This window comes from Rhizobium sophoriradicis (assembly GCF_003939025.1).
GTDB lineage: Bacteria > Pseudomonadota > Alphaproteobacteria > Rhizobiales > Rhizobiaceae > Rhizobium > Rhizobium sophoriradicis.
The window spans coordinates 236709-262808 of sequence record NZ_RQIH01000003.1 but is presented as its reverse complement, the minus strand read 5'-3'; the positions used below and the strand labels follow the sequence as shown (position 1 = coordinate 262808).

At 61.6% G+C, this 26100-nt stretch carries 24 protein-coding genes; 16 read left to right on the top strand and 8 right to left on the bottom strand.

From position 1 onward, the window contains the following. Nucleotides 1–54: 54 nt before the first annotated feature. On the top strand, nt 55–672 hold the full coding sequence (locus EFR00_RS05890) for a class I SAM-dependent methyltransferase (RefSeq protein WP_077989314.1): 618 nt from the start codon (nt 55–57) through the stop codon (nt 670–672). Nucleotides 673–707: 35 nt separating this feature from the next. On the opposite strand, the gene EFR00_RS05885 is transcribed toward EFR00_RS05890, so the two are convergent. The 3 genes from EFR00_RS05885 to EFR00_RS05875 all read right to left on the bottom strand — a co-directional run bounded on the left by EFR00_RS05885 (nt 708) and on the right by EFR00_RS05875 (nt 3669). After that, the gene (locus tag EFR00_RS05885; protein WP_077989313.1) at nt 708–1784 is read right to left on the bottom strand and encodes a D-alanine--D-alanine ligase family protein; all 1077 of its coding nucleotides are present in this window, start codon (nt 1782–1784) and stop codon (nt 708–710) included. Nucleotides 1785–1817: 33 nt separating this feature from the next. Beyond that, complete coding sequence (locus EFR00_RS05880) at nt 1818–2432, bottom strand: C39 family peptidase (RefSeq protein WP_077989312.1); 615 nt, start codon at nt 2430–2432, stop codon at nt 1818–1820. 193 nt (nt 2433–2625) lie between these two features. Beyond that, nucleotides 2626–3669, bottom strand: a complete 1044-nt coding sequence (locus EFR00_RS05875; protein ID WP_038689462.1) for a LacI family transcriptional regulator — start codon at nt 3667–3669, stop codon at nt 2626–2628. Between the two features lie 454 nt (nt 3670–4123). Here EFR00_RS05875 and EFR00_RS05870 point away from each other — a divergent pair, with 454 nt between their 5' ends. From EFR00_RS05870 to EFR00_RS05815, 12 genes are all read left to right on the top strand, one after another. Further along, nucleotides 4124–5356, top strand: coding sequence for an ABC transporter substrate-binding protein (locus EFR00_RS05870; RefSeq protein ID WP_077989311.1), 1233 nt, complete (start codon nt 4124–4126; stop codon nt 5354–5356). Nucleotides 5357–5497: 141 nt separating this feature from the next. Further along, nucleotides 5498–6403, top strand: a complete 906-nt coding sequence (locus tag EFR00_RS05865; protein WP_039620210.1) for a carbohydrate ABC transporter permease — start codon at nt 5498–5500, stop codon at nt 6401–6403. Beyond that, nucleotides 6396–7340: a carbohydrate ABC transporter permease gene (locus EFR00_RS05860; RefSeq protein WP_039620208.1), complete on the top strand. Its 945-nt coding sequence runs from the start codon at nt 6396–6398 to the stop codon at nt 7338–7340. Before EFR00_RS05865 ends, EFR00_RS05860 begins: the two co-directional genes overlap by 8 nt. Nucleotides 7341–7344: 4 nt before the next feature. Then, nucleotides 7345–8451: an ABC transporter ATP-binding protein gene (locus EFR00_RS05855; RefSeq protein WP_077989310.1), complete on the top strand. Its 1107-nt coding sequence runs from the start codon at nt 7345–7347 to the stop codon at nt 8449–8451. Nucleotides 8452–8719: 268 nt separating this feature from the next. Continuing rightward, a complete protein-coding gene (locus tag EFR00_RS05850) occupies nt 8720–11179 on the top strand; it encodes a beta-mannosidase (protein WP_077989309.1) in 2460 nt (819 codons plus the stop codon). Between the two features lie 39 nt (nt 11180–11218). Next, on the top strand, nt 11219–11980 hold the full coding sequence (locus EFR00_RS05845) for a sugar phosphate isomerase/epimerase family protein (RefSeq protein ID WP_077989308.1): 762 nt from the start codon (nt 11219–11221) through the stop codon (nt 11978–11980). An 8-nt stretch (nt 11981–11988) separates the two neighbouring features. Next, a complete protein-coding gene (locus tag EFR00_RS05840; protein ID WP_077989307.1) occupies nt 11989–13122 on the top strand; it encodes a Gfo/Idh/MocA family protein in 1134 nt (377 codons plus the stop codon). Between the two features lie 308 nt (nt 13123–13430). Continuing rightward, entirely contained in the window at nt 13431–14462 is a 1032-nt protein-coding gene (mgrA, locus tag EFR00_RS05835) for an L-glyceraldehyde 3-phosphate reductase (protein ID WP_077989306.1), read from the top strand. 263 nt (nt 14463–14725) lie between these two features. Beyond that, nucleotides 14726–16339 carry a glycoside hydrolase family 43 protein gene (locus tag EFR00_RS05830; RefSeq protein WP_077989305.1) on the top strand — a complete coding sequence of 538 codons (1614 nt, stop codon included), beginning with the start codon at nt 14726–14728 and terminating at the stop codon, nt 16337–16339. Nucleotides 16340–16812: 473 nt separating this feature from the next. Next, nucleotides 16813–17739: an ABC transporter ATP-binding protein gene (locus EFR00_RS05825; protein WP_077989304.1), complete on the top strand. Its 927-nt coding sequence runs from the start codon at nt 16813–16815 to the stop codon at nt 17737–17739. Further along, nucleotides 17736–18497: an ABC transporter permease gene (locus EFR00_RS05820; protein WP_038689444.1), complete on the top strand. Its 762-nt coding sequence runs from the start codon at nt 17736–17738 to the stop codon at nt 18495–18497. Before EFR00_RS05825 ends, EFR00_RS05820 begins: the two co-directional genes overlap by 4 nt. A gap of 107 nt (nt 18498–18604) precedes the next feature. Further along, complete coding sequence (locus tag EFR00_RS05815; RefSeq protein ID WP_077989303.1) at nt 18605–19342, top strand: SDR family oxidoreductase; 738 nt, start codon at nt 18605–18607, stop codon at nt 19340–19342. On the opposite strand, the gene EFR00_RS05810 is transcribed toward EFR00_RS05815, so the two are convergent. From EFR00_RS05810 to EFR00_RS05795, 4 genes are all read right to left on the bottom strand, one after another. Beyond that, complete coding sequence (locus EFR00_RS05810) at nt 19296–20228, bottom strand: LysR family transcriptional regulator (protein ID WP_077989302.1); 933 nt, start codon at nt 20226–20228, stop codon at nt 19296–19298. The two genes, EFR00_RS05815 and EFR00_RS05810, sit on opposite strands and share 47 nt — an antisense overlap. A gap of 243 nt (nt 20229–20471) precedes the next feature. Further along, a complete protein-coding gene (locus tag EFR00_RS05805; RefSeq protein WP_077989301.1) occupies nt 20472–21173 on the bottom strand; it encodes a TIGR02281 family clan AA aspartic protease in 702 nt (233 codons plus the stop codon). Beyond that, nucleotides 21173–21385 carry a DUF1289 domain-containing protein gene (locus tag EFR00_RS05800; RefSeq protein ID WP_077989300.1) on the bottom strand — a complete coding sequence of 71 codons (213 nt, stop codon included), beginning with the start codon at nt 21383–21385 and terminating at the stop codon, nt 21173–21175. The genes EFR00_RS05805 and EFR00_RS05800 overlap by 1 nt, the downstream gene beginning before the upstream one ends. 18 nt (nt 21386–21403) lie before the next feature. After that, entirely contained in the window at nt 21404–22186 is a 783-nt protein-coding gene (locus EFR00_RS05795) for an adenosylcobinamide-GDP ribazoletransferase (RefSeq protein WP_077989299.1), read from the bottom strand. A 169-nt stretch (nt 22187–22355) separates the two neighbouring features. Here EFR00_RS05795 and cobT point away from each other — a divergent pair, with 169 nt between their 5' ends. Both cobT and EFR00_RS05785 read left to right on the top strand, forming a co-directional pair. Then, a complete protein-coding gene (cobT, locus tag EFR00_RS05790) occupies nt 22356–23372 on the top strand; it encodes a nicotinate-nucleotide--dimethylbenzimidazole phosphoribosyltransferase (protein WP_077989298.1) in 1017 nt (338 codons plus the stop codon). A gap of 142 nt (nt 23373–23514) precedes the next feature. Continuing rightward, the gene (locus EFR00_RS05785) at nt 23515–23898 is read left to right on the top strand and encodes a diacylglycerol kinase (protein WP_077989297.1); all 384 of its coding nucleotides are present in this window, start codon (nt 23515–23517) and stop codon (nt 23896–23898) included. Nucleotide 23899: 1 nt separating this feature from the next. Here EFR00_RS05785 and EFR00_RS05780 read toward each other — a convergent pair whose 3' ends face one another. Continuing rightward, nucleotides 23900–25435, bottom strand: coding sequence for a sensor histidine kinase (locus EFR00_RS05780; RefSeq protein WP_077989296.1), 1536 nt, complete (start codon nt 25433–25435; stop codon nt 23900–23902). Between the two features lie 106 nt (nt 25436–25541). Here EFR00_RS05780 and EFR00_RS05775 point away from each other — a divergent pair, with 106 nt between their 5' ends. Then, entirely contained in the window at nt 25542–26099 is a 558-nt protein-coding gene (locus EFR00_RS05775; RefSeq protein WP_009993546.1) for a thermonuclease family protein, read from the top strand. Nucleotide 26100 lies beyond the last annotated feature (1 nt).

The following is a 26100-nucleotide window of genomic DNA, read 5'->3' as shown; positions in this document are numbered from 1 at the left end:
CAATGCTTACATCTTGTTAGGTAGGATCGGGCTCTGCAAGAGCTGGGGTGCCGGATGGCGGACGCGAAGCGCGAACACTGGGATGAGGTCTATCGCACGAAAGCGGCCGACAGCGTCAGCTGGTATCAGCCGACGCCGGGTCCTTCGTTACATGTGCTCGATGAGCTGCAACTGCCGGCCACGGCTTCGCTGATCGATGTGGGCGGCGGCGCATCGAGCCTTGTCGACCGTCTCGTCGAGCGCGGCTGGCCCGATCTCACCGTGCTCGATATCGCCGCGCCGGCGCTAGACGTCGCCAAGGCGCGGCTCGGGGGCGAGTCTGTTCGAATCACCTGGTTGGTTGCCGACGTCACCGTATGGAGACCTGACCGCCGGTACGATGTGTGGCACGACCGGGCCGTTTTTCACTTCCTCACCGATCCCGGGCAGCGGCTGGCCTATCGCCATGCGCTCGAAACCGCTACGGCACCGGGAAGCATCATGATCATCGCGACCTTCGCGCCGGACGGGCCGGAGCGGTGCAGTGGCTTGCCAGTGGAGCGTTACGACGCGGCAGTGCTTGCGACCGAGTTTTCCCCCGCCTTCGCGCTCGAACGCGACTGGCGCCAGGAGCACACGACACCCCGCGGCGGGCGTCAGTCCTTTCAATGGTGTGTCTTTCGCAGACAGTGAGGTTTACCTCGCCGATATCCTTTTCCGACATTGCCTCAGGCAGTCCGGCCTGCGCGCGCCATGCCATGCTCCACCAGCCGGTCGATGACTTCGGCATAGCTGACGCCGCTTGCCGCCATCGCCTTGGAATACATGCTGATATCGGTAAAGCCGGGGATGGTGTTGAGCTCATTGATGACGAAGCGCATGTCGGGGGTCAGGAAGAAATCGACGCGTGCCATGCCGTCGCAGCCAACGGCCCGGAAGGCTTCTGCCGCCGCGTCGCGCATCGCGGCCTCGACCTCGGGCGGCAGCTCGGCCGGCACCTTCAGCGCAGCGCCTGTCTCGTCGATGTATTTCGCGTCGTAACTGTAGAAGCCGTGGCTTTCCGCCGGGACGATCTCGCCGGGGCGTGAAACGAAAAGCTTTCCAGCCGCATCCTCCAGCACGCTGAATTCGATCTCGCGGCCGACAATAAATTCCTCGGCAAGCAGGGTGCGATCGTGGCGGAAGGCTTCGGCAAGAGCGCCTGCGAATTCCTGGCTGGCATGGACCTTGGCGACGCCGACCGACGATCCCTGGCGCGCCGGTTTGATGAACAGCGGCAGGCCGAGTTCGCCTTCGAGCGCTGCGAGTGACGGGCTCGTCCCTTCATGGATCGTTACGGCGCGGGCGACCGGCAGGCCGGCCGCCCTGAGCAGCCGCTTGGCGATCTCTTTATCGAGCGCTGCGGCCGAACCAAGGATGCCGCAACCTGCCAGCGGCACACGCGCCACCTGCGCCACACCCTGTACCGACCCGTCTTCGCCATGCAAGCCGTGCAGCACGGGAAACAGCATGTCGATCGTCGCCAACTCATGCGGTGCGCCATTCGCGGGGATCGCCATCACCCGGCCGCAGCCGCCCGGCACGAGGCAGATTTCCGTGCCCGATGATGGTGTCGCCAAGGCGCCGTCCACGAAGGCGCTCGTGAGCCACCGACCCTCGCGAGTGATGAAAATCGGAAAGGCGTCATACTTTTCGGGCTTGAGCGCACCCATGACGTTGGTTGCCGAAAGGATGGAAACCTCGTGCTCGGCCGAGCGGCCGCCGAAAAGCACGGCGATGCGCAGCCTGTTGGGGGAAGGGTTCATGCAAGCCTCCGGAAGGATCAGGTGTTGAAAGGGTCAGGCGTCGACCGATATGCCGCGATTGGCGAAGAAGCGGTCGAAGACGGCAAGCGGCAGCGTCACGTCGGCCTGGCTCGCCTTGTCATGGCCGGATGGATTGTGGAAGCGGATCGTTTGCTGCGAGGCTGCCGTCACCAGCACCAGATGTCCGCCCTTCGACGGCGGTTTGCGCTGCGGCCAGCGAATGGCCGAATGCACCGAAGCGATGAAGAACCGGCGCTTCGACAGAAGGTCAGGAATGGCCGATGTCTCGACGCCGGTCATCGTCTCGGCGCCGAGCCCGAAATGCTCGGCTGCGAAGCTCACGAAGGGCGCATAGATCAGTCCCTTGATCGAGGCATCGATCTCGTTGACGACATAACCGCCATAGGCGGTGCAGACGCGGGCAAGCTCGAGCGTCGGATGGATTTCGCCACGGGCGGCGAGGATCATCTTCAGACAGGCCATGCCGCAGACATTAACCGCCCAGCGCGCATATTCCTCAACCGTGCCGGCTCCGGATTGGCGCCAGAGCGGATCGCTGAGCAGAGCTTGCCATCCCTCGGCAAGCACCGGCAGCGTCATGCCGGGTGTTTCCCATTGGCTGAAATAGGGCACGCCGCTCTCTTGCATTATGTCGAATCCCCGTGGCTGGGCTTGAGATGGCGGGCAATCTTGGCTTTTTTCGAGCCGATGGCTGCTGGCGAATTCGAGGGTAGGGCTCGTTTTTCGTCAGGAGATCGGTGCCGACCAATGTTCGAGGCCGGCGTGCTTGCGTTCGATGTATGCAAGGAGCAACGCTGCGCATCTCACCCCACCGTCCCGCCTACCGGCTGCTCTCCGGCCAGACGGGCTGGCTGATGCTCTGCAGCAGTTCCGGCTCGACGCCGTCGATGCGGGCGATGACGGCTTTGGCCATTTCGCGGCCGGCTTGGCGCACGTCCTCCTGGGCGGTGATGATCTCGGGACGGATCCAGTTCAGGATCGGCACCGACTGCTTTGAAACCATGTCGAGATCGCGCCCCAGCGCCTTGCCGGCGGCCTCGATGCCGGCATTGACGGCAATCGCCGCGCTGCCGGCGGAACAGACGATGCCGTCAGGCGCGTTCGCCGAACGCATCATCACCTCGACGACGTCGCGAATGTCGGCGAGCGGCGCATCGGTGTTGATGCGCAGCGGCACTTCCTCCGCGCCGTACTCGTGCAAACCGGTCTGGAAGCCGATGCGGATATGGGCGTAATAAGTGAGCTTGCTCGGCGGCTGGAGCAGGGCGATGCGCCGGCGGCCGCGCTGGACGAGCTTTTCGACGGCCTGATGGGCGAAGGCTTCGTTGTCGAAGTCGTGGAAGGGGTGCGTGAGACCCGCATCGGTGCGCCCATGCGTGGCGAAGGGCATGCCGCGCTCGGTCAGCAACCGTACGCGCGGATCGTCCGGCTCGATGCGCGAGATGATGACACCGTCGGCCGAGCCGGTCTCGAGAATATAGCGCACCGGCAGCATCGGGTCCTTGCTATGGGAATGCGGCGTGACGACGATATGATAGGGCGTGCCGGACAGGACCTCCGAGATGCCGAAGACCATCTGGCTCGAGAAGCCCATGATCTCTTCGTCGATGCTGAGGACGAGGGCGATGACATTGGTCTTGCCGGTGCGCAGGCGCACACCCGCCCTGTTCGGCTGGTAACCGAGTTGACGGGCGACCATGCGCACCCGCTCCTTGGTTTCGGCGCCGATATCCGGCGCATCCTTCAGCGCGCGCGACACCGTCGTTACGCCCAGTCCGGTCATGAAGGCGATCGTCTTCAATGTCGGGCGTTCGCGTGCCGCCTGCACCGATGCTGCTTTCTCGAAATTACCCTTGCTTTCCATGCCTGTAGGCCTGCCCCGCGCGAATTGGTGTCGCTTATAGAGGCTTTTTCAAGCGCCGTAAGCCCGTCGCCTGCCAAAATCGCGCCTCCCTGAGGGACGCAATCTGTAACGATACAGTAGAAATGTCGAGGGCTTTTTCTTATGTGCATTGCGGCATTGTTCCCGGTGGTTGAATCTGTCATTTGTGCCCGGTTTTACCGCAGCAGCGAAGAAGGTAAAGCGAGCGGTAGCTCTCGATGCCAGAATTGATCCTTATATTACATGTATATAAGTTGATTGTGCATATGCGGTATTGCTTAATAATGCGGCGATATGATGAGAGCATCGGCGCAGACTGTAACAGCCAGAAGTAGCAATTCCGGCATTCGGCAAAAAATTTGGGGGCGGCCAGTTGCGTGTGGAAATCGATTGATCTAAGTTTTTCCGGCAACGTTTCAGTGAGGGAGGAGAACTCATGAAAATTCGTATGATGGCGGCTGTGCTTGCCGCTTCCGCCGCGCTTCCGATCAGCGCGAACGCGACCGATCTCGAAGTCACGCATTGGTGGACGTCAGGCGGCGAATCCGCGGCCGTCGCCGAGCTGGCCAAGGCATTCGACGCCACCGGCAACCATTGGGTCGACGGCGCCATTGCCGGTTCAGGCGGCACCGCCCGTCCGATCATGATCAGCCGCATCACCGGCGGCGACCCGATGGGTGCGACCCAGTTTAACCACGGCCGCCAGGCCGAGGAGCTCGTCCAGGCCGGCCTGATGCGCGATCTGACCGATGTCGCCACTGCCGAGAAGTGGAAGGACATCATCCGTCCGTCGAGCCTGCTCGACTCCTGCACCATCGACGGCAAGATCTATTGCGCTCCCGTCAACATCCATTCCTGGCAGTGGCTGTGGCTTTCCAATGCTGCCTTCAAGAAGGCCGGAGTCGAAGTTCCGAAAAACTGGGACGAGTTCGTCGCCGCTGCTCCGGCTCTTGAAAAGGCCGGCATCATCCCGCTCGCCGTCGGCGGTCAGCCGTGGCAGGCCGCAGGCGCCTTCGACGTGCTGATGGTCGCGATCGCCGGCAAGGATACGTTCAACAAGGTCTTCAAGGACAAGGATGTCGAAGCTGCAGCCGGTCCAGAGATTGCCAAGGTCTTCAAGGCCGCCGACGATGCCCGCCGCATGTCCAAGGGCAGCAATGTCCAGGATTGGAACCAGGCGACCAACCTCGTCATCACGGGCAAGGCCGGCGGCCAGATCATGGGTGACTGGGCGCAGGGCGAATTCGCACTCGCCGGCCAGAAGGCCGGTACGGACTATACCTGCCTGCCGGGCCTCGGCGTCAACGAGATCATCTCGACCGGCGGTGACGCCTTCTACTTCCCGCTGCTGAAGGATGAGGAAAAGTCCAAGGCGCAGGCGGTACTTGCCAAGACTCTGCTCGATCCCAAGACTCAGGTTGCCTTCAACCTGAAGAAGGGCTCGTTGCCGGTGCGCGGCGACGTCGATCTCGCCGCCGCCAATGATTGCATGAAGAAGGGCCTCGATATCCTGGCGAAGGGCAACGTGATCCAGGGTACCGATCAGCTGCTTTCGGCCGACAGCCAGAAGCAGAAGGAAGACCTCTTCTCCGAATTCTTCGCCAACCCGTCGATGACGCCGGAAGACGCTCAGAAGCGTTTCGCCGAAATCATTTCTTCGGCCGACTGACCGGCAGATTTGCTGTCCTTGCGATCCGGCTCCTCGGAGCCGGATCCCCCGGATGGTCTCGCCGGTACTCCCGGCAGGTCGCAGGGTGGGGATGAAAGAAGGCGGTCATCGGCCGCAGCTGCCATTTGAGGAGAAGAGCTCATGACGGGTCAAGCGCAAGCAGGCCGGCCAAGCAAGTTATTACGCAATCTGAACGCCAAGATTGCGTCTATCCCGATGATCCTGACAGCGCTGGTAATTTTTGTCGGCGGCACGCTCTGGACGGTGTTTTATTCCTTCACCAATTCGAAGCTCCTTCCGCGGTTGAGCTTCGTCGGTTTCGATCAATACGAGCGGCTCTGGGCCGCGCCGCGCTGGGTGACAGCGATCGAGAACCTCGCCCTCTACGGTATTCTCTCGCTGATTTTCAGCCTGGTTATCGGCTTCCTGCTGGCTGCGCTGATGGACCAGAAGATCCGGTTTGAAAATACCTTCCGTACCATTTTTCTTTATCCTTTCGCGCTATCCTTCATTGTGACGGGCCTCGTGTGGCAATGGGTTCTGAACCCGGACTTCGGCATCCAGTCGGTCGTGCGCTCGCTCGGCTGGACGAGCTTCACCTTCAATCCGCTCTACACTCCCGAGATCGTCATCTACGGCATTCTGATTGCGGCGCTGTGGCAGGGCACGGGGCTGGTCATGTGCCTGATGCTTGCCGGCCTGCGCGGTATCGATGAGGATATTTGGAAAGCGGCACGTGTCGACGGCATTCCGATGTGGAAGACCTATCTCCTCATCGTCATACCGATGATGCGGCCGGTTTTCATCACGACGATCGTCATCATCGCCTCCGGCATTGTCAAGGTTTACGATCTCGTCGTGGCGCAAACATCGGGCGGCCCGGGTATCGCCTCGGAAGTGCCGGCCAAATACGTGTACGACTACATGTTCCAGGCGCAGAATCTGGGGCAGGGCTTCGCCGCATCGACCATGATGCTGGTCACGGTCGCGATCATCATCGTTCCGTGGGCCTATCTGGAATTCGGAGGAGGGCGCAAGCGTGGCTAATATCGGAACTCTCAACACAACGGCGGCTGGCATCGACGCCGTCTCAGGGAGGCTCGGCGACGGACCGACCGGTCCAAAGCCGCGCCCGGCATTGTCGCCGCGTAATATCATGCTCTACGGCACGCTGACCATCGCGGCGCTTTATTATCTGCTGCCGCTCTACGTGATGGTCGTCACCTCCCTGAAAGGCATGCCGGAAATCCGTCTTGGCAATATCTTTTCGCCGCCGATGGAAATCACATTTCAACCCTGGGTGAAGGCCTGGGCGGAGGCCTGCACGGGCTTGAACTGCGATGGCCTGTCACGCGGTTTCTGGAACTCCGTGCGCATCACGGTGCCGTCTGTGATCATCTCGATCGCGATCGCCTCGGTGAACGGCTATGCGCTGGCGAACTGGCGGTTCAAAGGGTCTGAGCTCTTCTTCTCGATCCTGATCATCGGGGCTTTCATTCCCTATCAGGTGATGATCTATCCGATCGTCATTATCCTGCGCGAAATCGGCATCTACGGCACGCTGACAGGTCTCGTCATCGTGCATTCGATCTTCGGCATGCCGATCCTGACACTGCTGTTCCGCAACTATTTCGTATCGCTGCCGGAGGAGCTGTTCAAGGCGGCGCGTGTCGACGGCGCGGGTTTCTGGCAGATTTTCCTGAAGATCATGCTGCCGATGTCGCTGCCGATCTTCGTCGTGGCGATGATCCTGCAGGTGACCGGCATCTGGAACGACTTCCTGTTCGGCGTGGTCTTTACCCGGCCCGATACCTATCCGATGACCGTGCAGCTCAACAACATCGTCAATTCCGTCCAGGGCGTGAAGGAATACAACGTCAACATGGCGGCGACGATCCTGACCGGCCTGGTGCCGCTGATCGTCTATTTCGTCTCGGGACGGCTTTTCGTTCGCGGCATCGCCGCCGGCGCAGTGAAGGGGTGATCACATGAACATGAATTCTACTGTCTCCAATTCGAGCGTCTCGATCAGGGATCTGTCGCTGAACTTCGGATCAGTCAGCGTGCTGAAGGATCTCAACCTCGACATCAACGACGGCGAATTCCTTGTGCTGCTCGGCTCATCCGGCTGCGGCAAGTCGACCTTGCTGAACTGCATTGCCGGCTTGCTCGATGCTTCGGAAGGCCAGATCTTCATCAAGGGCAAGAACGTCACCTGGGAGGAGCCAAAGGACCGCGGCATCGGGATGGTCTTCCAGTCCTACGCGCTCTATCCGCAGATGACGGTCGAGAAAAACCTCTCTTTCGGGCTTCGCGTTGCCAAGGTGCCGCAGGCCGAGATCGACAAGCGCGTGGCGCGCGCTGCAGAGATCCTGCAGATCCAGCCGCTCCTGAAGCGAAAACCGGCCGAGCTTTCCGGCGGTCAGCGCCAGCGTGTGGCGATCGGACGGGCGCTGGTGCGCGATGTCGACGTCTTCCTGTTCGACGAACCGCTCTCCAACCTCGACGCCAAGCTGCGCTCGGAATTGCGTGTCGAGATCAAGCGCCTGCACCAGTCGCTGCAGAATACAATGATCTACGTCACGCACGACCAGATCGAGGCGCTGACGCTGGCCGACCGCATCGCCATCATGAAGAGCGGCATCATCCAGCAGCTCGATGATCCGACGACGATCTATAACCGGCCGCGCAACCTCTTCGTCGCCGGCTTCATCGGCTCGCCGTCAATGAATTTCCTGCGTGGTGAGCTGGTCAAATCAGGTGACGGCATCGCCTTCATGGCAAATGGGGTGACGTTCTCGCTCGCCGGCTATGACGCCAACGAGCCGCTGCAGCCCGGCCGCAAGGTCGTGCTCGGCGTTCGCCCCGAGCACATCAAGGTCAATGAGAATGCCGGCGGCGAAGAACATGACGCGACCGTCGATATCGAGGAGCCAATGGGTGCGGACAATCTTCTGTGGCTGAAACATGCCGGTCACACGATGTCGGTCCGCGTCAATGGTGCCCGCCGCTTCAACGTCGGAGCCAAGGTGAAGCTCAGTTTCGACATGGCGCTGGCGTCGCTGTTCGATGCGGAGAGCGAGCTGCGGCTTTAGAAGGTTCTGTAGGTTGAGGCCACTAGCCGGGGCGAGTTTGACGAAAAGGCCAACCCCGCCCTCCGTCATCCTCGGGCTTGACCCGAGGATCCATGCCCGCTGCTGCAGGTGGACGCGGTTTAGATCCTCGGGTCAAGCCCGAGGATGACGGAGAGCGGAGTGGGCGGATGAGGAGAAACACGTCTCTGACGAACGACTGGGTGAAGGCCACCGAACAGCTTTGCCCTTCCTTCAAGACCACAATCCTTTTCGAAATTGGAATGAAATCGTGACGCAGCAATCAACCAACACCAGCATCGAACTTTCCGGTTCGTGGCAGCTGACCTCTGTCGATGGTGAGATCCGGACAGCGATCACGCTGCCGGGCGACGTGCACACGGCGCTCCACCGGGCAGGGCTGATTCCCGATCCCTATTTCGGCCGCAACGAGGAGAAGGTGCAGTGGGTTGCCCAGCGTGAATGGGCGGTCGAACGCAGCTTCACGCTGCTGGAGGCCGAGGGCGACTGGTATCTCGATATCGACTATCTCGATACGGTTGCCTCCGTTTACGTCAACGGCTTCCTGGCGCTCGAAGCCGATAATAGCTTCCGCCGCTACCGGCCCGATGTCTCGAGCATGCTGAGATCCGGCGACAACGTCATCCGCATCGTCTTCGCCTCCAACCCCGCCGTTGGCGCCGAGCGGCAGAAGCAGCAGCCCTTCTACATTCCCTACAGCACAGGCAATTCGCCGATCCCGGACGGCAACATGCTGCGCAAGCCGCAATGCCATTTCGGCTGGGACTGGAATATCGCCATTGCGCCTTTCGGCCTCTACGGCACGATCGCGCTGAAGAAGCTCGAGACGGCGCGCATCGAACATGTCGTCACCCGCCAGACGCATAACAGTGACGGTTCCGTCGACCTGACGGTAACGGCGAGCCTCTACGCCAAGCAGACCGGCGTCGCCCAGGTCTATTTCGATCTGGACGGCGAGCGCGTGCGCCTCGATGTCGGGGTCAAGGGCGAGACGACGGTCAACCATCTCTTTCACATCGACACGCCGCGCCTCTGGTGGCCGTCCGGCAGCGGCGAGCAGGGGCTTTATACGCTTTCGGTCGAGCTATCCGACGAGGCGGTAACGAGACAGATTGGTCTTCGCACCATCGAGCTGATCACCACCCCGGATGCATCAGGCGCCCGTTTTGCCTTCAAGGTCAATGGCCGTGAGATCTTCTGCCGCGGCGCCAACTGGATTCCCGCCGACGCCCTCTATTCGCTCTCCTCGCCGGAGAAGACGGAAGACCTGCTGCAATCGGCGAAAGCCGCCAACATGAATATGATCCGCGTCTGGGGCGGCGGTTTCTACGAGCAGGATCATTTCTACGATCTCTGCGACCGGCTGGGCCTGATGGTCTGGCAGGACTTCATGTTCGCCTGCAACCTCTATCCCTCGACAGAAGACTTCCTTGAAAATGTGGCGATCGAGGTGAATTACCAGGTGCGCAGGCTTTCCTCGCATCCCTCGATCGCGCTCTGGTGCGGCGACAACGAACTTGTCGGAGCGCTGACGTGGTTCGAGGAATCCAGGAAGGACCGCGACCGCTATCTCGTCTCCTATGACCGGCTCAATCGGACGATCGAGCAGGCGGTGAAGAAGGCGCTGCCCGGCGCGCTCTGGTGGCCGTCGAGCCCGGCTTCCGGCTATCTCGATTTCGGCGATGCCTGGCATGCCGATGGGTCCGGCGACATGCATTACTGGTCGGTCTGGCACGAGAACAAGTCGTTCGACAATTACCGCTCGGTGCGCCCGCGCTTCTGCTCGGAATTCGGCTTCCAGTCCTATACTTCGCTACCTGTTATCAGGACCTATGCCGAGGAGAAGGACATGAATATCGCTTCTCCCGTGATGGAACTGCATCAGAAGAATGCCGGCGGCAACGAGCGCATCGCCGGCACGATGTTCCGCTATTTCCGCTTCCCCAAGGATTTCCCGAACTTCGTCTATCTCTCCCAGATCCAGCAGGGCCTGGCGATCAAGACGGCGGTGGAATATTGGCGTTCGCTGAAACCCCATTGCATGGGCACGATCTACTGGCAGCTTAACGACACCTGGCCGGTGGCCTCCTGGTCTAGCCTTGATTATGGCGGGCGCTGGAAGGCGATGCATTATCTCGTCAAGCGCTTCTTCCAGCCGGTGGCGATCGCCGCCATTCCTTCCGAGGACGGCAAGACGATCAACTTCTCGCTGGTCAACGACATGCTTGCCGATGTCAGCGTCGACCTTTCGATCTCTCTGCTGACGATGAAAGGCGAGCGGAAGCATCTGAAAGACGTGCAGGCGGTCTGCTCGCCGGATGCGGCGGTGACGGCCGCGACGATTGACGTCGCCGAAATCGGCGAGGGGACGCTGCTTGCCTGGCGTTTCACTGCCTCGAACGGCATGGGCGGCGAGGGCCATTATGTCAACGGCACCTACAAAGCGCTGGAGCTCGAGCCTGCGGTGCTGACGGTTACGCATGAATATGTCGAGGCCAGCGGCGCCGTCGATATCAACGTCACCGCTAGGGGACTTGCGCTTTTCGTGATGATCGAGAGCGAGACGGACGGCAAATATTCCGACAACGCTTTCGATCTTGCGGCCGGCGAGAGCCGCCGCATTACCTTCACCCCGGCACAGCCGCTCGAACGCGGCAGGCTGCCGGACTTCCGGTTCTACGACCTGCATTCCTGCCAATCGGCGGATTGATCCTTCCCAAGCGTGGGCACGAGGCCCAAGGAGAATATGATGACGAAACTTAGCTACCAGCTCTACAGCGCGCGCAACTTCCAGCCCTATTCGGCAATCTTCGAAAAGCTCGGCAAGGCCGGCTATGCGGAAGTCGAGGGCTTCGGCGGCATCTATGCCGATCTCGACGATGCCGGCCTGAACAGCCTTCGCGCCGAGCTCGACAAGAACGGCCTGGTCATGGCGAGCGGCCATTTCAGCCCTGATTTCCTGGAGAAGGAAGTTCAGAAATCGCTCAACATCGCCAGAATCCTCGGCATGGATTCGATCTATGCGCCGCACTTGGCGGCCGAGCAGCGCCCTGCCGACGCCGCCGGCTGGACCGCCTTCGGCAAGCGCCTGCAGGAGATGAGCAAGCCTTACAAAGACGCCGGCTACGAGTTCGGCTGGCACAATCATGATTTCGAGTTCGTCAAGCTCGCCGACGGCTCGCTGCCGATCGAGCGCATCTTCGAAGGCGCTCCCGACATTTCCTGGGAAGCCGATATCGCATGGGTCATCCGCGGCGACGCCGATCCCTTCGCCTGGATCGAGAAGCTCGGGCCGCGCATCACCGCCGTCCACGTCAAGGACATCGCGCCGGCAGGCGAAGCGACGGACGAGGACGGCTGGGCCGATGTAGGCCATGGCAAGGTCGAGTGGGCCAAGCTGATTGCGGCGCTTCGCGGCACCAAGGCCAAGCACTTCGTCGTCGAACATGACAATCCCAATGACATCGACCGCAACATCAGCCGCTCGATCGCATCCTTCCAGACTTATTGAGGAACATCATGACCAGGGAACTTGGCGTCGGCATCATCGGATGCGGCAACATCTCCACCACCTATTTCTCGCTCGCACCGCTCTTCAAGGGGCTGAAGGTGCTGGCCTGCGCCGATATCAACGTGCAGGCCGCAGAGGCCCGCGCCAAGGAATATGGCGTGAAGGCACAGACAATCGACGCGCTTCTCGCCAATGACGAGATCGACGTCGTCGTCAACCTGACCATTCCGGATGCGCATTTTCCGGTTTCGAAGGCGATCCTCGAAGCCGGAAAACACGTCTATTCGGAAAAGCCGCTGGTGCTTTCGCTGGAGCAGGGCGAAGAGCTTCGCCGCATCGCCAAGGCGAAGAATCTCGCCGTCGGCTGCGCGCCGGACACCTTCCTCGGCGGCGCCCATCAGCTTGCCCGCAAGTTCATCGACGATGGCGGCATCGGCCGGGTGACCTCGGGGGCCTGCTATGTGATGAGCCCCGGCATGGAGATGTGGCACCCGAACCCGGATTTCTTCTTCCTGCCGGGCGGCGGACCGATCCTCGATCTCGGCCCTTACTACATCGCCAACCTGATCAATCTGATCGGTCCGGTTAAACGCGTCGGTGCCATGACCTCGATGGCATCGCCGACCCGCACGATCACCAGTGAGCCGCGCCATGGCGAGATCATCCCGGTCAAAACGCCGACGACGATCCAGGCGCTGCTCGAGTTCGTCAACGGCGCCACGGTGACGCTTTCGGCAAGCTGGGATGTCTGGTCGCATCGCCATGCCAACATGGAGCTCTACGGCACCGACGGCTCGCTCTACGTGCCGGACCCGAACTTCTTCGGCGGCATCGTCGAGGCAAGTGGCCGCGACAAGGACATCAAGCCGCTCGAGGCCTGGGAGCATCCCTTCGGCAAGATCAACCAGGAAAGCCCGAGCGGCTCGCGCGCCAACTACCGCACGGCCGGCCTTGCCGACATGGCGATGGCGTTGATCGAAGGCCGCGACGCACGCTGCTCGCTCGACCGCACGCTCCACGGGGTCGACGTCATGACCTCGATCCTCAAGTCGGGCGAGGAGGGGCGCTTCATCGACCTTAGCACGACCTGCACCCAGCCGGCCGCGCTCGGCATAGAAGAGGCACAGGCGTTGTTGAAGTGATAGAGCATTCGCGCCTGCGCTTGCCGTATCGGCGCGGTTGCTCCAATAGTTCCGTCATGTAAGACCATACGCCGTCGTCCATTTCATGCCGATGGCTGCCCCTCACCCTAACCCTCTCCCCGTAAACGGGGCGAGGGGACAGGCCATGCGAGAGCTGCATGGGGAACGGAGGGGCTGCGGCAATTTCCCTTCTCCCCGCTTGCGGGGAGAAGGTGCCGGCAGGCGGATGAGGGGCAGGTGTCGGCATTCTCGTTAGCCGAGGATGTCGCATGACGATGACACGGATATTGTACGAAGGAGACTTTCATATGAGCTGGCAGCCGGCCGAAGACCGCTATTCGAAGATGAAGTATAACCGCGTCGGGCGTTCCGGCCTGAAGCTGCCGGCCGTCTCTCTCGGCCTCTGGCACAATTTCGGCGGCGACACCTCGCATGACCGCAAGACCGACATGTGCCGCACGGCCTTCGACCTCGGCATCACTCATTTCGACCTCGCCAACAATTACGGCCCGCCCCCCGGCAGTGCCGAGACCGCCTTCGGCGAGATCCTGCGCACTGAATTTTCCGGGCTTCGCGACGAGCTGATCATCTCCTCAAAGGCGGGCTACGACATGTGGCCAGGCCCTTACGGCGAGTGGGGCAGCCGCAAGTACCTGGTCGCCTCCTGCGACCAGAGCCTGAAACGCATGGGCCTCGACTATGTCGATATCTTCTATTCGCACCGTTTCGATCCGGACACGCCACTGGAAGAGACCTGCGGTGCGCTCGACCATATCGTCCGCTCCGGCCGGGCGCTCTATGTCGGCATCTCCTCCTATAATTCGCAGCGCACCCGCGAAGCCGCTGCAATCCTCAGGGAACTCGGCACGCCGTGCCTGATCCACCAGCCGAGCTATTCCATGCTCAACCGCTGGGTCGAGGACGACAGGCTGCTCGATGCGCTCGACGAGGTCGGCATGGGTTCGATCGTTTTCTCGCCGCTTGCCCAGGGTATGCTGACCAAGAAGTATCTCGGCGGCATTCCTGATGACAGCCGCGCAGCCCAGAACCATTTCCTGAAGCGCGACTTCATTCGCCCTTCGATCATCGACAATATCCGGAAGCTCAACGAGATCGCCGAGCGCCGGGGCCAGACGCTGGCGCAGATGGCGATCGCATGGGTGCTGCGCGGCGGACGCGTGACTTCGGCGCTGATCGGCGCCAGCCGTTCCTCGCAGATCGTCGATTGCGTCAAGGCGCTGGATAATCTCGAATTCACGGCCGAGGAGCTGAAGCAGATCGATGTCTACGCCAAGGAAGCGGATATCAACCTGTGGGCCAAGTCCGCAGAGCTGGAGTAGGATGGACAGGGTGGGAGTTTGTGGCAGCATGTCGTCTCAGACTCCCTCATTCCTGTGGCCTCAGGCCTTGCCCGAGGATGTCACAGGAATCCAGCCGCCGCGCGTCTGCACGGCGAGAAGAGTTCTTTCAGCCCAAGGACTTGGGCTGGCTGGATCTCTGTGACATCCCTCGGGTCAAGCCCCGAGGAAGAGATGAGGGAGGAGAGGTTTTTTCCGCCCTCGTCTGACGTACGTACCGCAATTTCCTTCTGAAGGAGCCGCCCATGATCCGCAATCCCATCCTGCCGGGGTTCAACCCCGATCCGTCGATCTGCCGCGTCGGCGCGGATTATTATATCGCCACTTCCACCTTCGAGTGGTATCCCGGCGTGCAGATCCATCATTCGCGCGACCTGGTGAACTGGACGCTGGTGCGCCGGCCTCTGGAGCGCGCCTCGCAACTCGACATGCGGGGGAACCCGGACAGCTGCGGCATCTGGGCGCCGTGCCTTTCCTATGCCGACGGGCAGTTCTGGCTTGTTTATACCGACGTCAAGCGCTTCGACGGCAATTTTAAGGATGCGCCGAACTACATCGTCACCGCGCCCTCGATCGAGGCCGAATGGTCCGATCCGGTCTATGTCAACTCCTCCGGTTTCGATCCCTCGCTCTTCCATGACGATGACGGCCGCAAGTGGTTCGTCAACATGCAGTGGAACCACCGCACCGAAAGCTTTGGCGGCTCGCCGAAATCGCCTGCCTTCGACGGCATCCTGCTGCAGGAATGGGACCCGGTAGCGAAGGCGCTGAAGGGGCCGATCAAGAACATCTTTGCCGGCAGTCAGCTTGGCCTCGTCGAAGGCCCGCATCTCTTCAAGAAGAACGGCTGGTATTATCTGACGACCGCCGAGGGGGGCACCGGTTACGACCACGCGGTCACGATGGCGCGCTCGCGCCGCATCGAAGGGCCATATGAGATGCATCCGAACAGGCATCTCATTACCTCCAAGGATCACCCGGGTGCGGTGCTGCAGCGGGCCGGGCACGGCCAATATGTCGAGACGCCGGAGGGCGAGGCGTACCACACCCATCTCTGCGGCCGACCGCTGCCGCCGAAGCGGCGTTGCACGCTGGGGCGAGAGACGAGCCTGCAGAAATGCGTCTGGCGCGACGATGACTGGCTCTATCTCGAAAACGGCACCACAGTGCCTGATGTCGATGTGCCGGGTCTCTTTGGTGCTGCGCCGGTGGAAAAGCCGATGCGCAGTGAATACAGCTTCGATGGCACGGCACTGCCTGCTGACTTCCAGTGGCTGCGCACGCCCGAGCCGCAGCGTATCTTCAACCTGACGGATCGTCCCGGCCATCTCCGCCTGATCGGGCGGGAAAGTATCGGTTCCTGGTTCGAACAGGCATTGGTCGCCCGCCGGCAGGAGCATCACAGCTTCCGCGCCGAGACGGTGATCGAGTTCTCACCCGACACCTACCAGCAGGTTGCCGGACTGACGCATTATTATAACCGCCACAAGTTCCACGCGCTCGCCGTCACGCTGCATGAAACCCTCGGCCGCTGCGTCACCATCCTTTCCTGCAATGGCGACTATCCGAACGGACGCCTGAGCTTTCCGGCTGAAAGTGGGGTGGCGATCGCCGCCGAAGGCCGCGTCCAGCTCGCCATGGAGATTCGCGAGAACGACCTGCAGTTCTTCTGGCAGACCGAAGGCAAGGGCGCCTGGCAGGCAATCGGCCCGGTGCTCGACGCCGGGATGATCTCCGACGAGGGTGGTCGCGGCGAACACGGCTCCTTCACCGGCGCTTTCGCCGGCCTGTTTGCTTTCGATACGTCGGGGCGAGGGAAGGTCGCGGATTTTGATTGGTTTAATTACGAGGAGTGGTGAGGGCGGCCTCGGCTACTCGGAACCCATAAAAAGAAAGCCGGCCCGGGGCCGGCTGAGACGAACGCGGCTGGACAGGGGATACTCGCCGGTTCCAAACACTTCGTGATTGAACAATAACTTTCATTACAAGCCGAGGCAGCGGTAAAAGGCGCAACGAGAACGCCGGAGGACGGCTCCGCAAAGGGATGGGCGGCGGGGCGGATGCCGGTGCTTGCCTCGGCACCCTTATCGGGCATGAAGATCACCGGATGATGACATCCCAATCCGGCCGTTACCTTCCTTTTCGCGGGCTTGGTGTGCCCAGGATAGCTGAAAAGCCGGCGCCTTGGTCATGTCACCATGGGGTGACTTTGTCGTCGGTGACGGTGTTGGTGCTGCGTGAATGCAGTGTTCACGTTCCCGAAGGATGTCAAACCGTCACAGACAGCTTATATAGCGGGCCGAAATACTTTCCGAATCCGCAAGAGTCCTGCATGGCCCCCATCATCTCCGTTCAGAACCTCACAAAGACCTATGCCAATGGCTTCGAGGCCCTGAAAGGCATCAATCTTACTGTTGAAAAGGGCGAAATCCTGGCGCTGCTCGGGCCAAATGGCGCTGGCAAGACGACGCTGATCTCGATCATTTGCGGTATCGCCAATCCGAGCGGCGGGCAGGTGCTGGTCGCCGGCCATGACGTTGTGAAGGATTTCCGCGCCACCCGCTCGATGATCGGGCTGGTGCCCCAGGAACTGACCACGGACCAGTTCGAAACGGTGTTCAACACGGTGAGCTTTTCGCGCGGGCTGCACGGCAAGAAAGCCGATCCCGCCCATATCGAGAAGGTGCTTCGCGCCCTTTCGCTCTGGGACAAGAAGGACAATATGCTGCGTCAGCTCTCCGGCGGTATGAAGCGGCGCGTGCTGATCGCCAAGGCTCTCTCCCATGAACCGGATATTCTTTTCCTCGACGAGCCGACCGCCGGCGTCGACGTGACGCTGCGCAAGGATATGTGGAATGTCGTCGAGCAACTGCGGGCTTCCGGCGTCACCATCATCCTGACAACCCATTACATCGAAGAGGCCGAGGAGATCGCCGACCGGGTCGGCGTCATCAATGGCGGGCAATTGCTGCTCGTCGAGGACAAGGCGGCGCTGATGGCCAAGCTTGGCCGCAAGCAGCTCATCCTCGATCTCACCGAACCGCTCGAGCGGCTGCCGGACTGTTTTGCCGGCAACGGATTGACGCTGGAAGCCGACGGCTGCCGGCTGACCTACGAATTCGATGCCGACAATGAGCAGGAGAGCATCGCGACCCTGCTCACCCGGCTAGGCGAGAACAATATCCATTTCAAGGATCTCTCGACGCGGCAGAGTTCGCTCGCAGATATCTTCGTGGCGCTGGTGGGAGCGGCAAAATGAACGTCGAGGCAATCAAATCGATCTATCTCTTCGAGATGGCGCGCACACGCCGCACCCTCCTGCAGAGTGTCATCTCGCCGGTGATTTCGACCTCGCTCTATTTCATCGTCTTCGGCGCGGCGATCGGCTCACGCATCCAGGAAGTGGAGGGTGTATCCTACGGCGCCTTCATCACACCCGGCCTGATCATGCTGACGCTGCTCGGCCAGTGCATCAGCAACGGCTCCTTCGGCATCTATTTCCCGAAATTCACCGGCACGATCTACGAGGTGCTCTCGGCGCCGGTGGCGATGACGGAAATCCTGCTCGGTTATGTCGGGGCGGCGGCGACCAAGGGGATGATCATCGGTGTCATTATCCTGCTGACCGCCAATCTTTTTGTCGACGTCAGGATCGAACATCCCTTCATGATGATCCTGTTCTTTCTGCTAACGGCCGTCACCTTCAGCCTGTTCGGCTTCATGATCGGCATCTGGGCCGGCAATTTCGAACAGCTGAACCTTATTCCGATGCTGGTGGTGCCGCCGCTGACCTTCCTCGGCGGCAGCTTCTACTCGGTCAACATGCTGCCGCCCTTCTGGCAGGCGGTCAGCCACTTCAATCCGGTGCTTTATCTCGTCAGCGGCTTCCGCTGGAGTTTCTACGGGATCGCCGACGTCAATCCCATTATCAGCCTGGCGATGATCACGGTGTTCCTGGCGATCTGCCTCGGGACACTCGGCTGGATCTTCAAGACCGGCTACCGGCTGCGCAACTGATCGCTGAACGCGCGTCATCGGAAACTCCGATGTCGCTATCGAATTCTTCCGTTTTTCTTCCGCTGCGGTCCGGGGCATCTGCTCTCTCATTTAAATGGAGATGCGAGATGACTGCTATCAGGATTGAAGGTGCGAAAGTGTTGATCGTCGGCGGCAGTTCCGGCATGGGACTGGCGCTTGCCATGCGTCTGCTTGCCGAAGGGGCGTCGGTGACGATTGCGGGGCGCAGCCGGGCGAAGCTCGCGGCAGCCCGCCGCCACCTCGGCGACCATCCGAAACTTGCGACATGTGCGGTCGACATAGCCCGCGAGGAGGAGGTCGCAGCGCTGTTTCAGGACGGCGAACCGCTGGATCATATCGTCAGCACGGCGGCCGATATCGAAGGCGCCTATCAGCTGCTGCCGTCAATCGAGCTTGCGGCGGCGCAGCGGGTGGTCGAAAGCAAGTTCTACGGACCGCTGCTGCTGGCGAAGCATGGCGCCGCCCATCTGCCGCCGGCGGGGTCGATCACCTATACCTCAGGAGTCGCCGCCTATCGACCGGCGGCGCGTGGATCGGTGGTCGCAGCCGTCAACGCGGCGCTCGAAGGCCTGGTGAGAGCACTTGCCGTCGAGTTGGCTCCGATCCGCATCAATGCCGTATCGCCCGGATGGGTCGATACGCCGATTTGGGGCTTTGTCGCCGGCGACGCCAAACAAGCGACGCTGGACGCGATGGCGGAGCGCCTGCCGGCCGGCCGGGTCGGGCAGCCGGAGGATATTGCCGACGCAATCCGTTTTCTCATCGGCAACGGCTTCACTACAGGCGCGATCCTGCACGTCGAAGGTGGACATCGGCTGGTTTGACAGGTGAGAGATTTTCGCTTGCTGAATGCAGGATGAGGGTGAGTGCCGGCGGCTGAACGCGCCGGCGCCGCCACGTCATCACCAGCGAAGCGGCTGGTGGTTTGCCAGGCCACGACAATTCGACGATATCGCTACGCGCCGGAGACAGTCCGATCGCGAGGCGCGGGACAAGCCCATAGCCGGTGCCGGATGCAACGAGGCGAATGATCGTCGCAATACTGTCTGCTTCCGTCGCAATGGGCGGCGGCGTCACGCCCGCTTCCGCAAAGGCCGTATTGAACAGATGGCGATAGACGCAGCCGGCTTCAGTCGCAACAAAGTGGACCGTACTCAGCGCCGCCAGGCTATCAAATGAGGACAGCTGTGAGTTGTGGCCCGCGATCAACACCAGCGGTTCGCTACAGATATGGCGCGTCGCGAAGCGCTCGTCCTGATGGCCGCGATCGAAAGTGAAGGCGACGTCGATCGAGCCGTTCTGCAATTGCGCATACAATTCGCCACTGCCGCCAACCTTGAGTTTAAGAGCAAGGCCGGGGTTCTGCCGACGGAAGCTGGAGAGCCAGGGCGCCAGCTTTTCAGCGGCGATGGTTTCGAGCGTGCCCAATATGACTGATTGTTCGTCGTTGCCGGCGGCCGAGCGGACGGCGTCCTTCGCCTCGCCATTCAGCGCCAAGATCTCTTCCGCATAAGCCTTCAAAGCCGTTCCAGCCGGCGTGGGGACGACGCCCTGCCGGGATCGGACAAAGAGCTCGGCGCCCAATTCCTCTTCCAACGCCTGTATCTGGTCGCTGAGGCTCGATTGGGCGAGGTTGACCTCGGCAGCGGCGCGCGTGAGGTTTCCGTGGCGGATGACGGCGAGGAATGTCTTCAGCTGTCGTGGGGTCATGTCAGGTTCCGGTATTGCGCGGGCGCAGAATATCAACAAAGAGGACCAGGCGGCAATGGACCCACGCTTGGCGAAGTAGCCCGGAAATGTTGAACGAAAATGTCCAGCGTTGCCGCACTTTCGGCGGCGTTCGTCGACGGGCGAACTGCTCGGGGCGCCCCGCATGGAGAGCCTGTCGAAACCCGACCGAGTGGGTGAGGCCCGCTATTGGAAGGCAGATGACGAGCGCTGCGACGCCAGGGTTCAATCCCGCAGGCGCAGTTCGTCGGTCTGCATCTGCATGGAGTCGAGCGTTTCCAGGAAGCTCATGCCGAGCAGGCTCTGGTCGAGTCGGCCGTCCTCGGCGACGCTGGCTGCGACGTTGTTGCGGACGATCGGACCGATCGCCACCTGGTCAAGCGTGATGGGGGCTGCACGGCTACGGCCGTTTGCGGTCATGACCGTCATCGAGTAGGTGAGGCCGGTGAGATCGATGCCGATGCGTTCGGCATCCTCGTGCGAGAGCGCAACCATGCTGGCGCCGGTATCGACGAGCATCTCGACCTTTCGGCCGTTGACATTGACGTCGGCTTCGAAATGGCCGTTCAACAGCTTATGCAGGATGACTTCGTTGCCACCCTCGCTCGTCGTGACGACGACGGCGCGGCCGGGAACGAGGCCGGCGAGCAGGCGATTGCCGACCCCAAGCGCTTCCTGGCGATAGAGATAGACGGTGACGAGCGCCAGGATGATGACCAGCCAGATCATCATCTGGCGCATGGTTTCACCGACGCTGCGCCGGCTTCCCCAGATGCCGGCCGACAGCATCAGTGCGATCGGTAGAAGGTAGACGAAGCGGCCGAAATCGTCGCTTTGCAGGCCGAGGATGCGGCTGCCGTCATTGCTGAGGATCAACGCGGCAAGGCAGATGCCGATCACGACGAGGAGGACAGTCAAACGGATCATCAGGGCCGCTCCGGCCGTGCCGCGAGGCTTGTTTTCATGTGGCTCCTTGGGGCGGCGGCTGCGAGTCTCGCCGGCAGCAGCGCCATGATCCCGCCGCGCTCGGCATCGGTATAGTTCATCCAGTCACCGATTTCCTCAAGAGTGCGGCCGCATCCGGCGCAAAAACCGGTGACTGAAACTATAGAGCAGACGTGAATGCAGGGTGTTTGCATGGAGGATATATCGGAGTTTCAAAGAGCCGTGGCAAGGGCGCAAAAAGTGGCGATTTCGCATATCTGCTGCGTTGCCCCCAGCGTGTCGCCGGTGTGGCCGGCAAGCCGGCGGCGGATGAAGACGGTGCAGGCAAATCCTGCGATGCCGGCGGCGAGCAGGCTGGCGACGAGCGGCCACAGCCCGAATGCCGGCCAGATCAGAAGTGCTGCGAGGAGACCGGCCGAGACGAGCGCAAAATGCATCGCCGCCTCATCAGGCTGCCCGGTCGAGGCGGCCACGCCATCGGCCTTTGCCGGCGGCAGCCGCTGCCAATGCCAGGCGATCGCGCCGCGGCTTAGCGCCGCGACGGCGGGAATGGTAAGGACTGCTGCGAGAGGCGAGGAATGGCCGACAATGGCGGCAAGGGCTGCCGCGCGGATCGCGAAGGAGAGAAAAAGCGCGATGGCGCCATAGGTGCCGATCCGGCTGTCCTTCATGATGATGAGGCTCTGTTCGCGGCTTTTGGCGCCGCCGATGCCGTCGGCGGTATCGGCTAACCCATCTTCATGCAGCGCGCCGGTGACAAGCGCCTGGACGGCAAGTGCGACCAGTGCGGCCACCAGTGGATCGGCGCGCAGGCCTAAAAGAAGGAGGAGGGCGAGGGCTGGGACAAAGCCGATGAGAAGGCCGGCGACGGGAAAGGCGCGCACCAGGCGGCCGAGCCTGCCGTCATAGCCGTTGAACAGCGCTGGCGGCATAGGAAGGCGGCTGAGGAAGGCGACGGCGCGGGCGGTATCGACCGCATAATCCTTGATCTTCATTCTGTTTCGTTCTGCCGCAGGTCCCGACTTATGGTCGCGGCGCTTTTGGTGTTGTTCGCTTCGTTCGCCGGCTTTAAGAGAGAGCCACCGCAAAGAAGCTGATTTGCTCGACGCAAACAAGTGGTTTGCGTGAAAACAAGAATAGCCGATTCATAGGAACACCGCACAGATGAGCGTTTCAGGCTTGCCGTTCGACGACTTCCGTACCTTGCTCCGCGACCTGCCGGGGCCGGATGCCCGCGCGCTGGTGGCTGCACGCGAACGCGACGCGCAGCTGACCAAACCGCCGGGTGCGCTCGGACGGCTCGAGGAAATCGCCTTCTGGCTCGCCGCCTGGACCGGTCGCCCACCCGCCGTCAACCGGCCGCTGGTGGCAATCTTCGCCGGCAATCACGGCGTCACCAGGCACGGCATCACGCCTTTTCCGCCAGCGGTGACGCAGCAGATGGTCGAGAATTTCGCAGCAGGCGGCGCGGCGATCAATCAGATTTGCGTCGCCCACGATCTCGGGCTGAAAGTCTTCGACCTGGCACTCGACTATCCCACGGGCGACATTACCGAAGAGGCGGCGCTTTCCGAGCGTGACTGTGCCGCGACCATGGCTTTCGGCATGGAAGCGATCGCCGGCGGCACCGATCTGCTCTGCATCGGCGAGATGGGCATCGGCAATACGACGATTGCGGCTGCGATCAATTATGCCCTTTATGGCGGTTCGGCGCGCGACTGGGTGGGACCAGGCACCGGCTCTGAAGGCGACATGCTGGAGCGCAAGATCGCGGCGGTCGAAAAGGCAGTGGCGCTGCACAGCGACCACCTCGACGATCCGCTCGAGATCATGCGGCGCCTCGGCGGGCGCGAGATCGCGGCGATGGCCGGCGCCATTCTTGCCGCCCGCGTGGAGCGCATTCCGGTGCTGATCGACGGTTATGTCGCGACTGCCGCGGCGGCGATCCTCAAAGCCGCAAACCCTACCGCGCTCGATCATTGCCTGATCGGCCACGTCTCGGCCGAACCCGGGCATCTGCGCTCGATCGAGATGCTTGGCAAGACGCCGCTTCTGGCGCTCGGCATGCGGCTCGGCGAAGGCACCGGTGCGGCGCTGGCCGCCGGCATCGTCAAGGCGGCGGCCGCCTGCCATTCCGGAATGGCAACCTTTGCGCAGGCGGGTGTGAGCGGCAAACATTGAGGCTGCGGCCGGCCCCGGCGATGCGGGCTCCGGTTGGCTTGCGCCGTTCAGGCGGATTCGCTATTTGCCTATTGGCTCACCAAAGGGGAGATGGCGAAACCTTTCCCGGGGCCGTGGCGCAACCGGAAGAGGAGAGGGCGTCTTGACGAAGCCTGCGCTGACGAAAGAGACCGCATTTCGGCATTTCATCGCCGCCGCCAGCTATTCCTGGGCGGGCTTTCTGCGTGTGCTGAAAGAGGCGGCCTTCCGCCAGGAACTTGGTTTTTTCGTCGTTTCGATCGCAGCGCTGGCGCTGGTGGGCGCGACGGCCGGCGAGATCGTCGTGGCGGTTCTGCTGTTTCTCGGGCTCTTTTCGATGGAGGCGATGAATACCGCCGTCGAAGAGGTGATCGACCGGATTTCGCCGGAGATATCGATCGTCGGCAAACATGCCAAGGATCTCGGTTCCTTCGCGGTGACCTGTATGATCGCCGCCTGCTGCCTTTATCTCGGCTTCGTTCTCGGCAAACACCTGTTTTTTGGTTGAATCAGGCAAAGCTCTTGCGCTTGCGCGCGACGGCCTGAGCCTCTTCGACAGCCGGCAGGCTCTGGAGCACGCGCTTGGCCGGCAGGATGGCGATGACCTCTGTGCCCTCGCGCAGCTTCGATTTCAGCAGGAACTGTCCGTCATGCTTGGCAAGGATCGCCTGGACGATCGGCAGGCCGAGGCCGGTGCCTTGCTCGGCGCTCTTGATGGCGATCGAGCCCTGGCCGAAGGCCGACAGGACAACGGGAATCTCTTCTTCCGGAATGCCGGGGCCGTTATCCTTGATCGAGATGTACTGGCCGCCGCCGGCCGTCCAGCCGACCTTGACGTGGATTTCGCCGCCCTGTGGCGTGAATTTGACGGCATTGGAGAGAAGATTGAGCACCACCTGCCGCATCGATTTCTCGTCTGCCCAGATGGCCGGCAACTGCCGCTCGAACTGATCCGAAATGGCGATATTCTTGGCGCGGGCGCGCAGCTGGACCATGCCGATGCAATCTTCGGTGATATCGAGCAGCGAGATCGCCTCTTCGCTCAGTTCGTATTTGCCGGCCTCGATGCGCGACAGATCGAGGATTTCGTTGATGAGATCGAGCAGATGCTGGCCGGAGCGATGAATATCGCCGGCATATTCCTTGTAGGTCGGATTGGCGAGCGGCCCCATGACTTCGGCCGACATCACCTCGGAAAAGCCGAGAATGGCGTTGAGCGGGGTCCTGAGTTCGTGCGACATGGAGGCAAGGAAGCGGGACTTGGCGAGGTTTGCCTCCTCGGCGCGACGACGCGCCTCGTCAGACATCGATTTGGCCACTTCCAGCTCGGCGATCAGGTCGTCTTTCTCCGACTGATAGGAGAGAATCCTGAGGTTCGATTTGAACAGCCGGTCGCTGATATAGTTGAAGAAGACCAGGGTGGCCGTGAACAGCCCGGTCAGGCTGATTTCGAGGAGGTCGCGCGACAGGCCGCTCTTGGCGCCCAGCGCCAGGACCGCCGGTGCGAAGGCGACGAGGACGGCAGGCGTCAGCATGAAATTCGACATCGCCGTGACGGAAAGCGCAATCAGCAATGTTGCGCCCTTATAAAGAATGAAGCTCGACGGCTCGCAGGTGTCGCAGCCCTGAAGCGCGAAAACGGCCCAGCAGCAGCCAACCAGGAATTGGCCGGAGAGCAGCAGGCGGCGCCATTTACGGGCGCTCTCGGCGGTGATCTCCTGGCGTCGCGCGCGCCGCGCGAGCAGTATATTGCCGGTGTGGCAGGTGAGCGTCAGCAGCGCCCAGAAGAGCAATCGCGTATCTTGAGTGAAATAGACGCCGAGGGCAGTGATGATGACGACAAAGAGTGGCATGATCGTCGCGCCCTGCAGCATCGACGCTATGTACATCTTGAGTACGTCACGGTCGAAGGAGGAATTGGACGCATGGCCGGACTGAAGACGTTCGCGCGTCTGCCGCACGGCCTTGGAAACGGCCTTGTTGCGGTGGCTGCGCGACCTGTCGACGATAATCTTGTCGGTCGATGTGCTTACGCCGGTACTCATGTGCACGTTGAAACTTCATCCCAGGGTGGATAAGAGCTTAACCGGCAATTCTTAAGAAGATGTTTGCCATCTTTGCCAAGGATTTGTTTTTTAAGGAGGCGAAAGCGTGACACGGGGCCTGCGCCTGATTCGCGATGGCGTGACTGCTTTTGCCCTGCTGGCGCTCCTGGCGCTGATCGCCGCCAAGGTCAACGATATTGCAGCCATCAAGCATGCGGGCGCCTTTCATGCCGCCGACGGCGACAGTCTGTCTTTGGGACGGGAACGCTTCCGTCTCGAAGGCATCGATGCGCCGGAGCTTAATCAGAGCTGCGAGCGGGCAGGAACGGTCTGGGCTTGCGGGCGGGCCGCGCGCCAGGCGCTGCAGGAGATGGTGCTGACATCGGAAACGCTTTGCGAGGGTAGCCGGCGAGACCGCTACGATAGGCTGCTCGTCATCTGCCGCAGTGGGGCAGGCGGAGACATCAACGCCGCCATGGTGCGGCGGGGCATGGCCATTTCCTATGGCGGTTACGGCAAGGAGGAAGACGAAGCGAGGGTTGCGAAGGCGGGGATGTGGGCCGGAAGTTTCGAGCGGCCGCGCGATGTGCGCGACCATGCCCGCCAGAATTCCGGCTTCGACGAGGCGCTGCGCTTCATCGGGCGGATCGTCGGGTGGGAGTAAG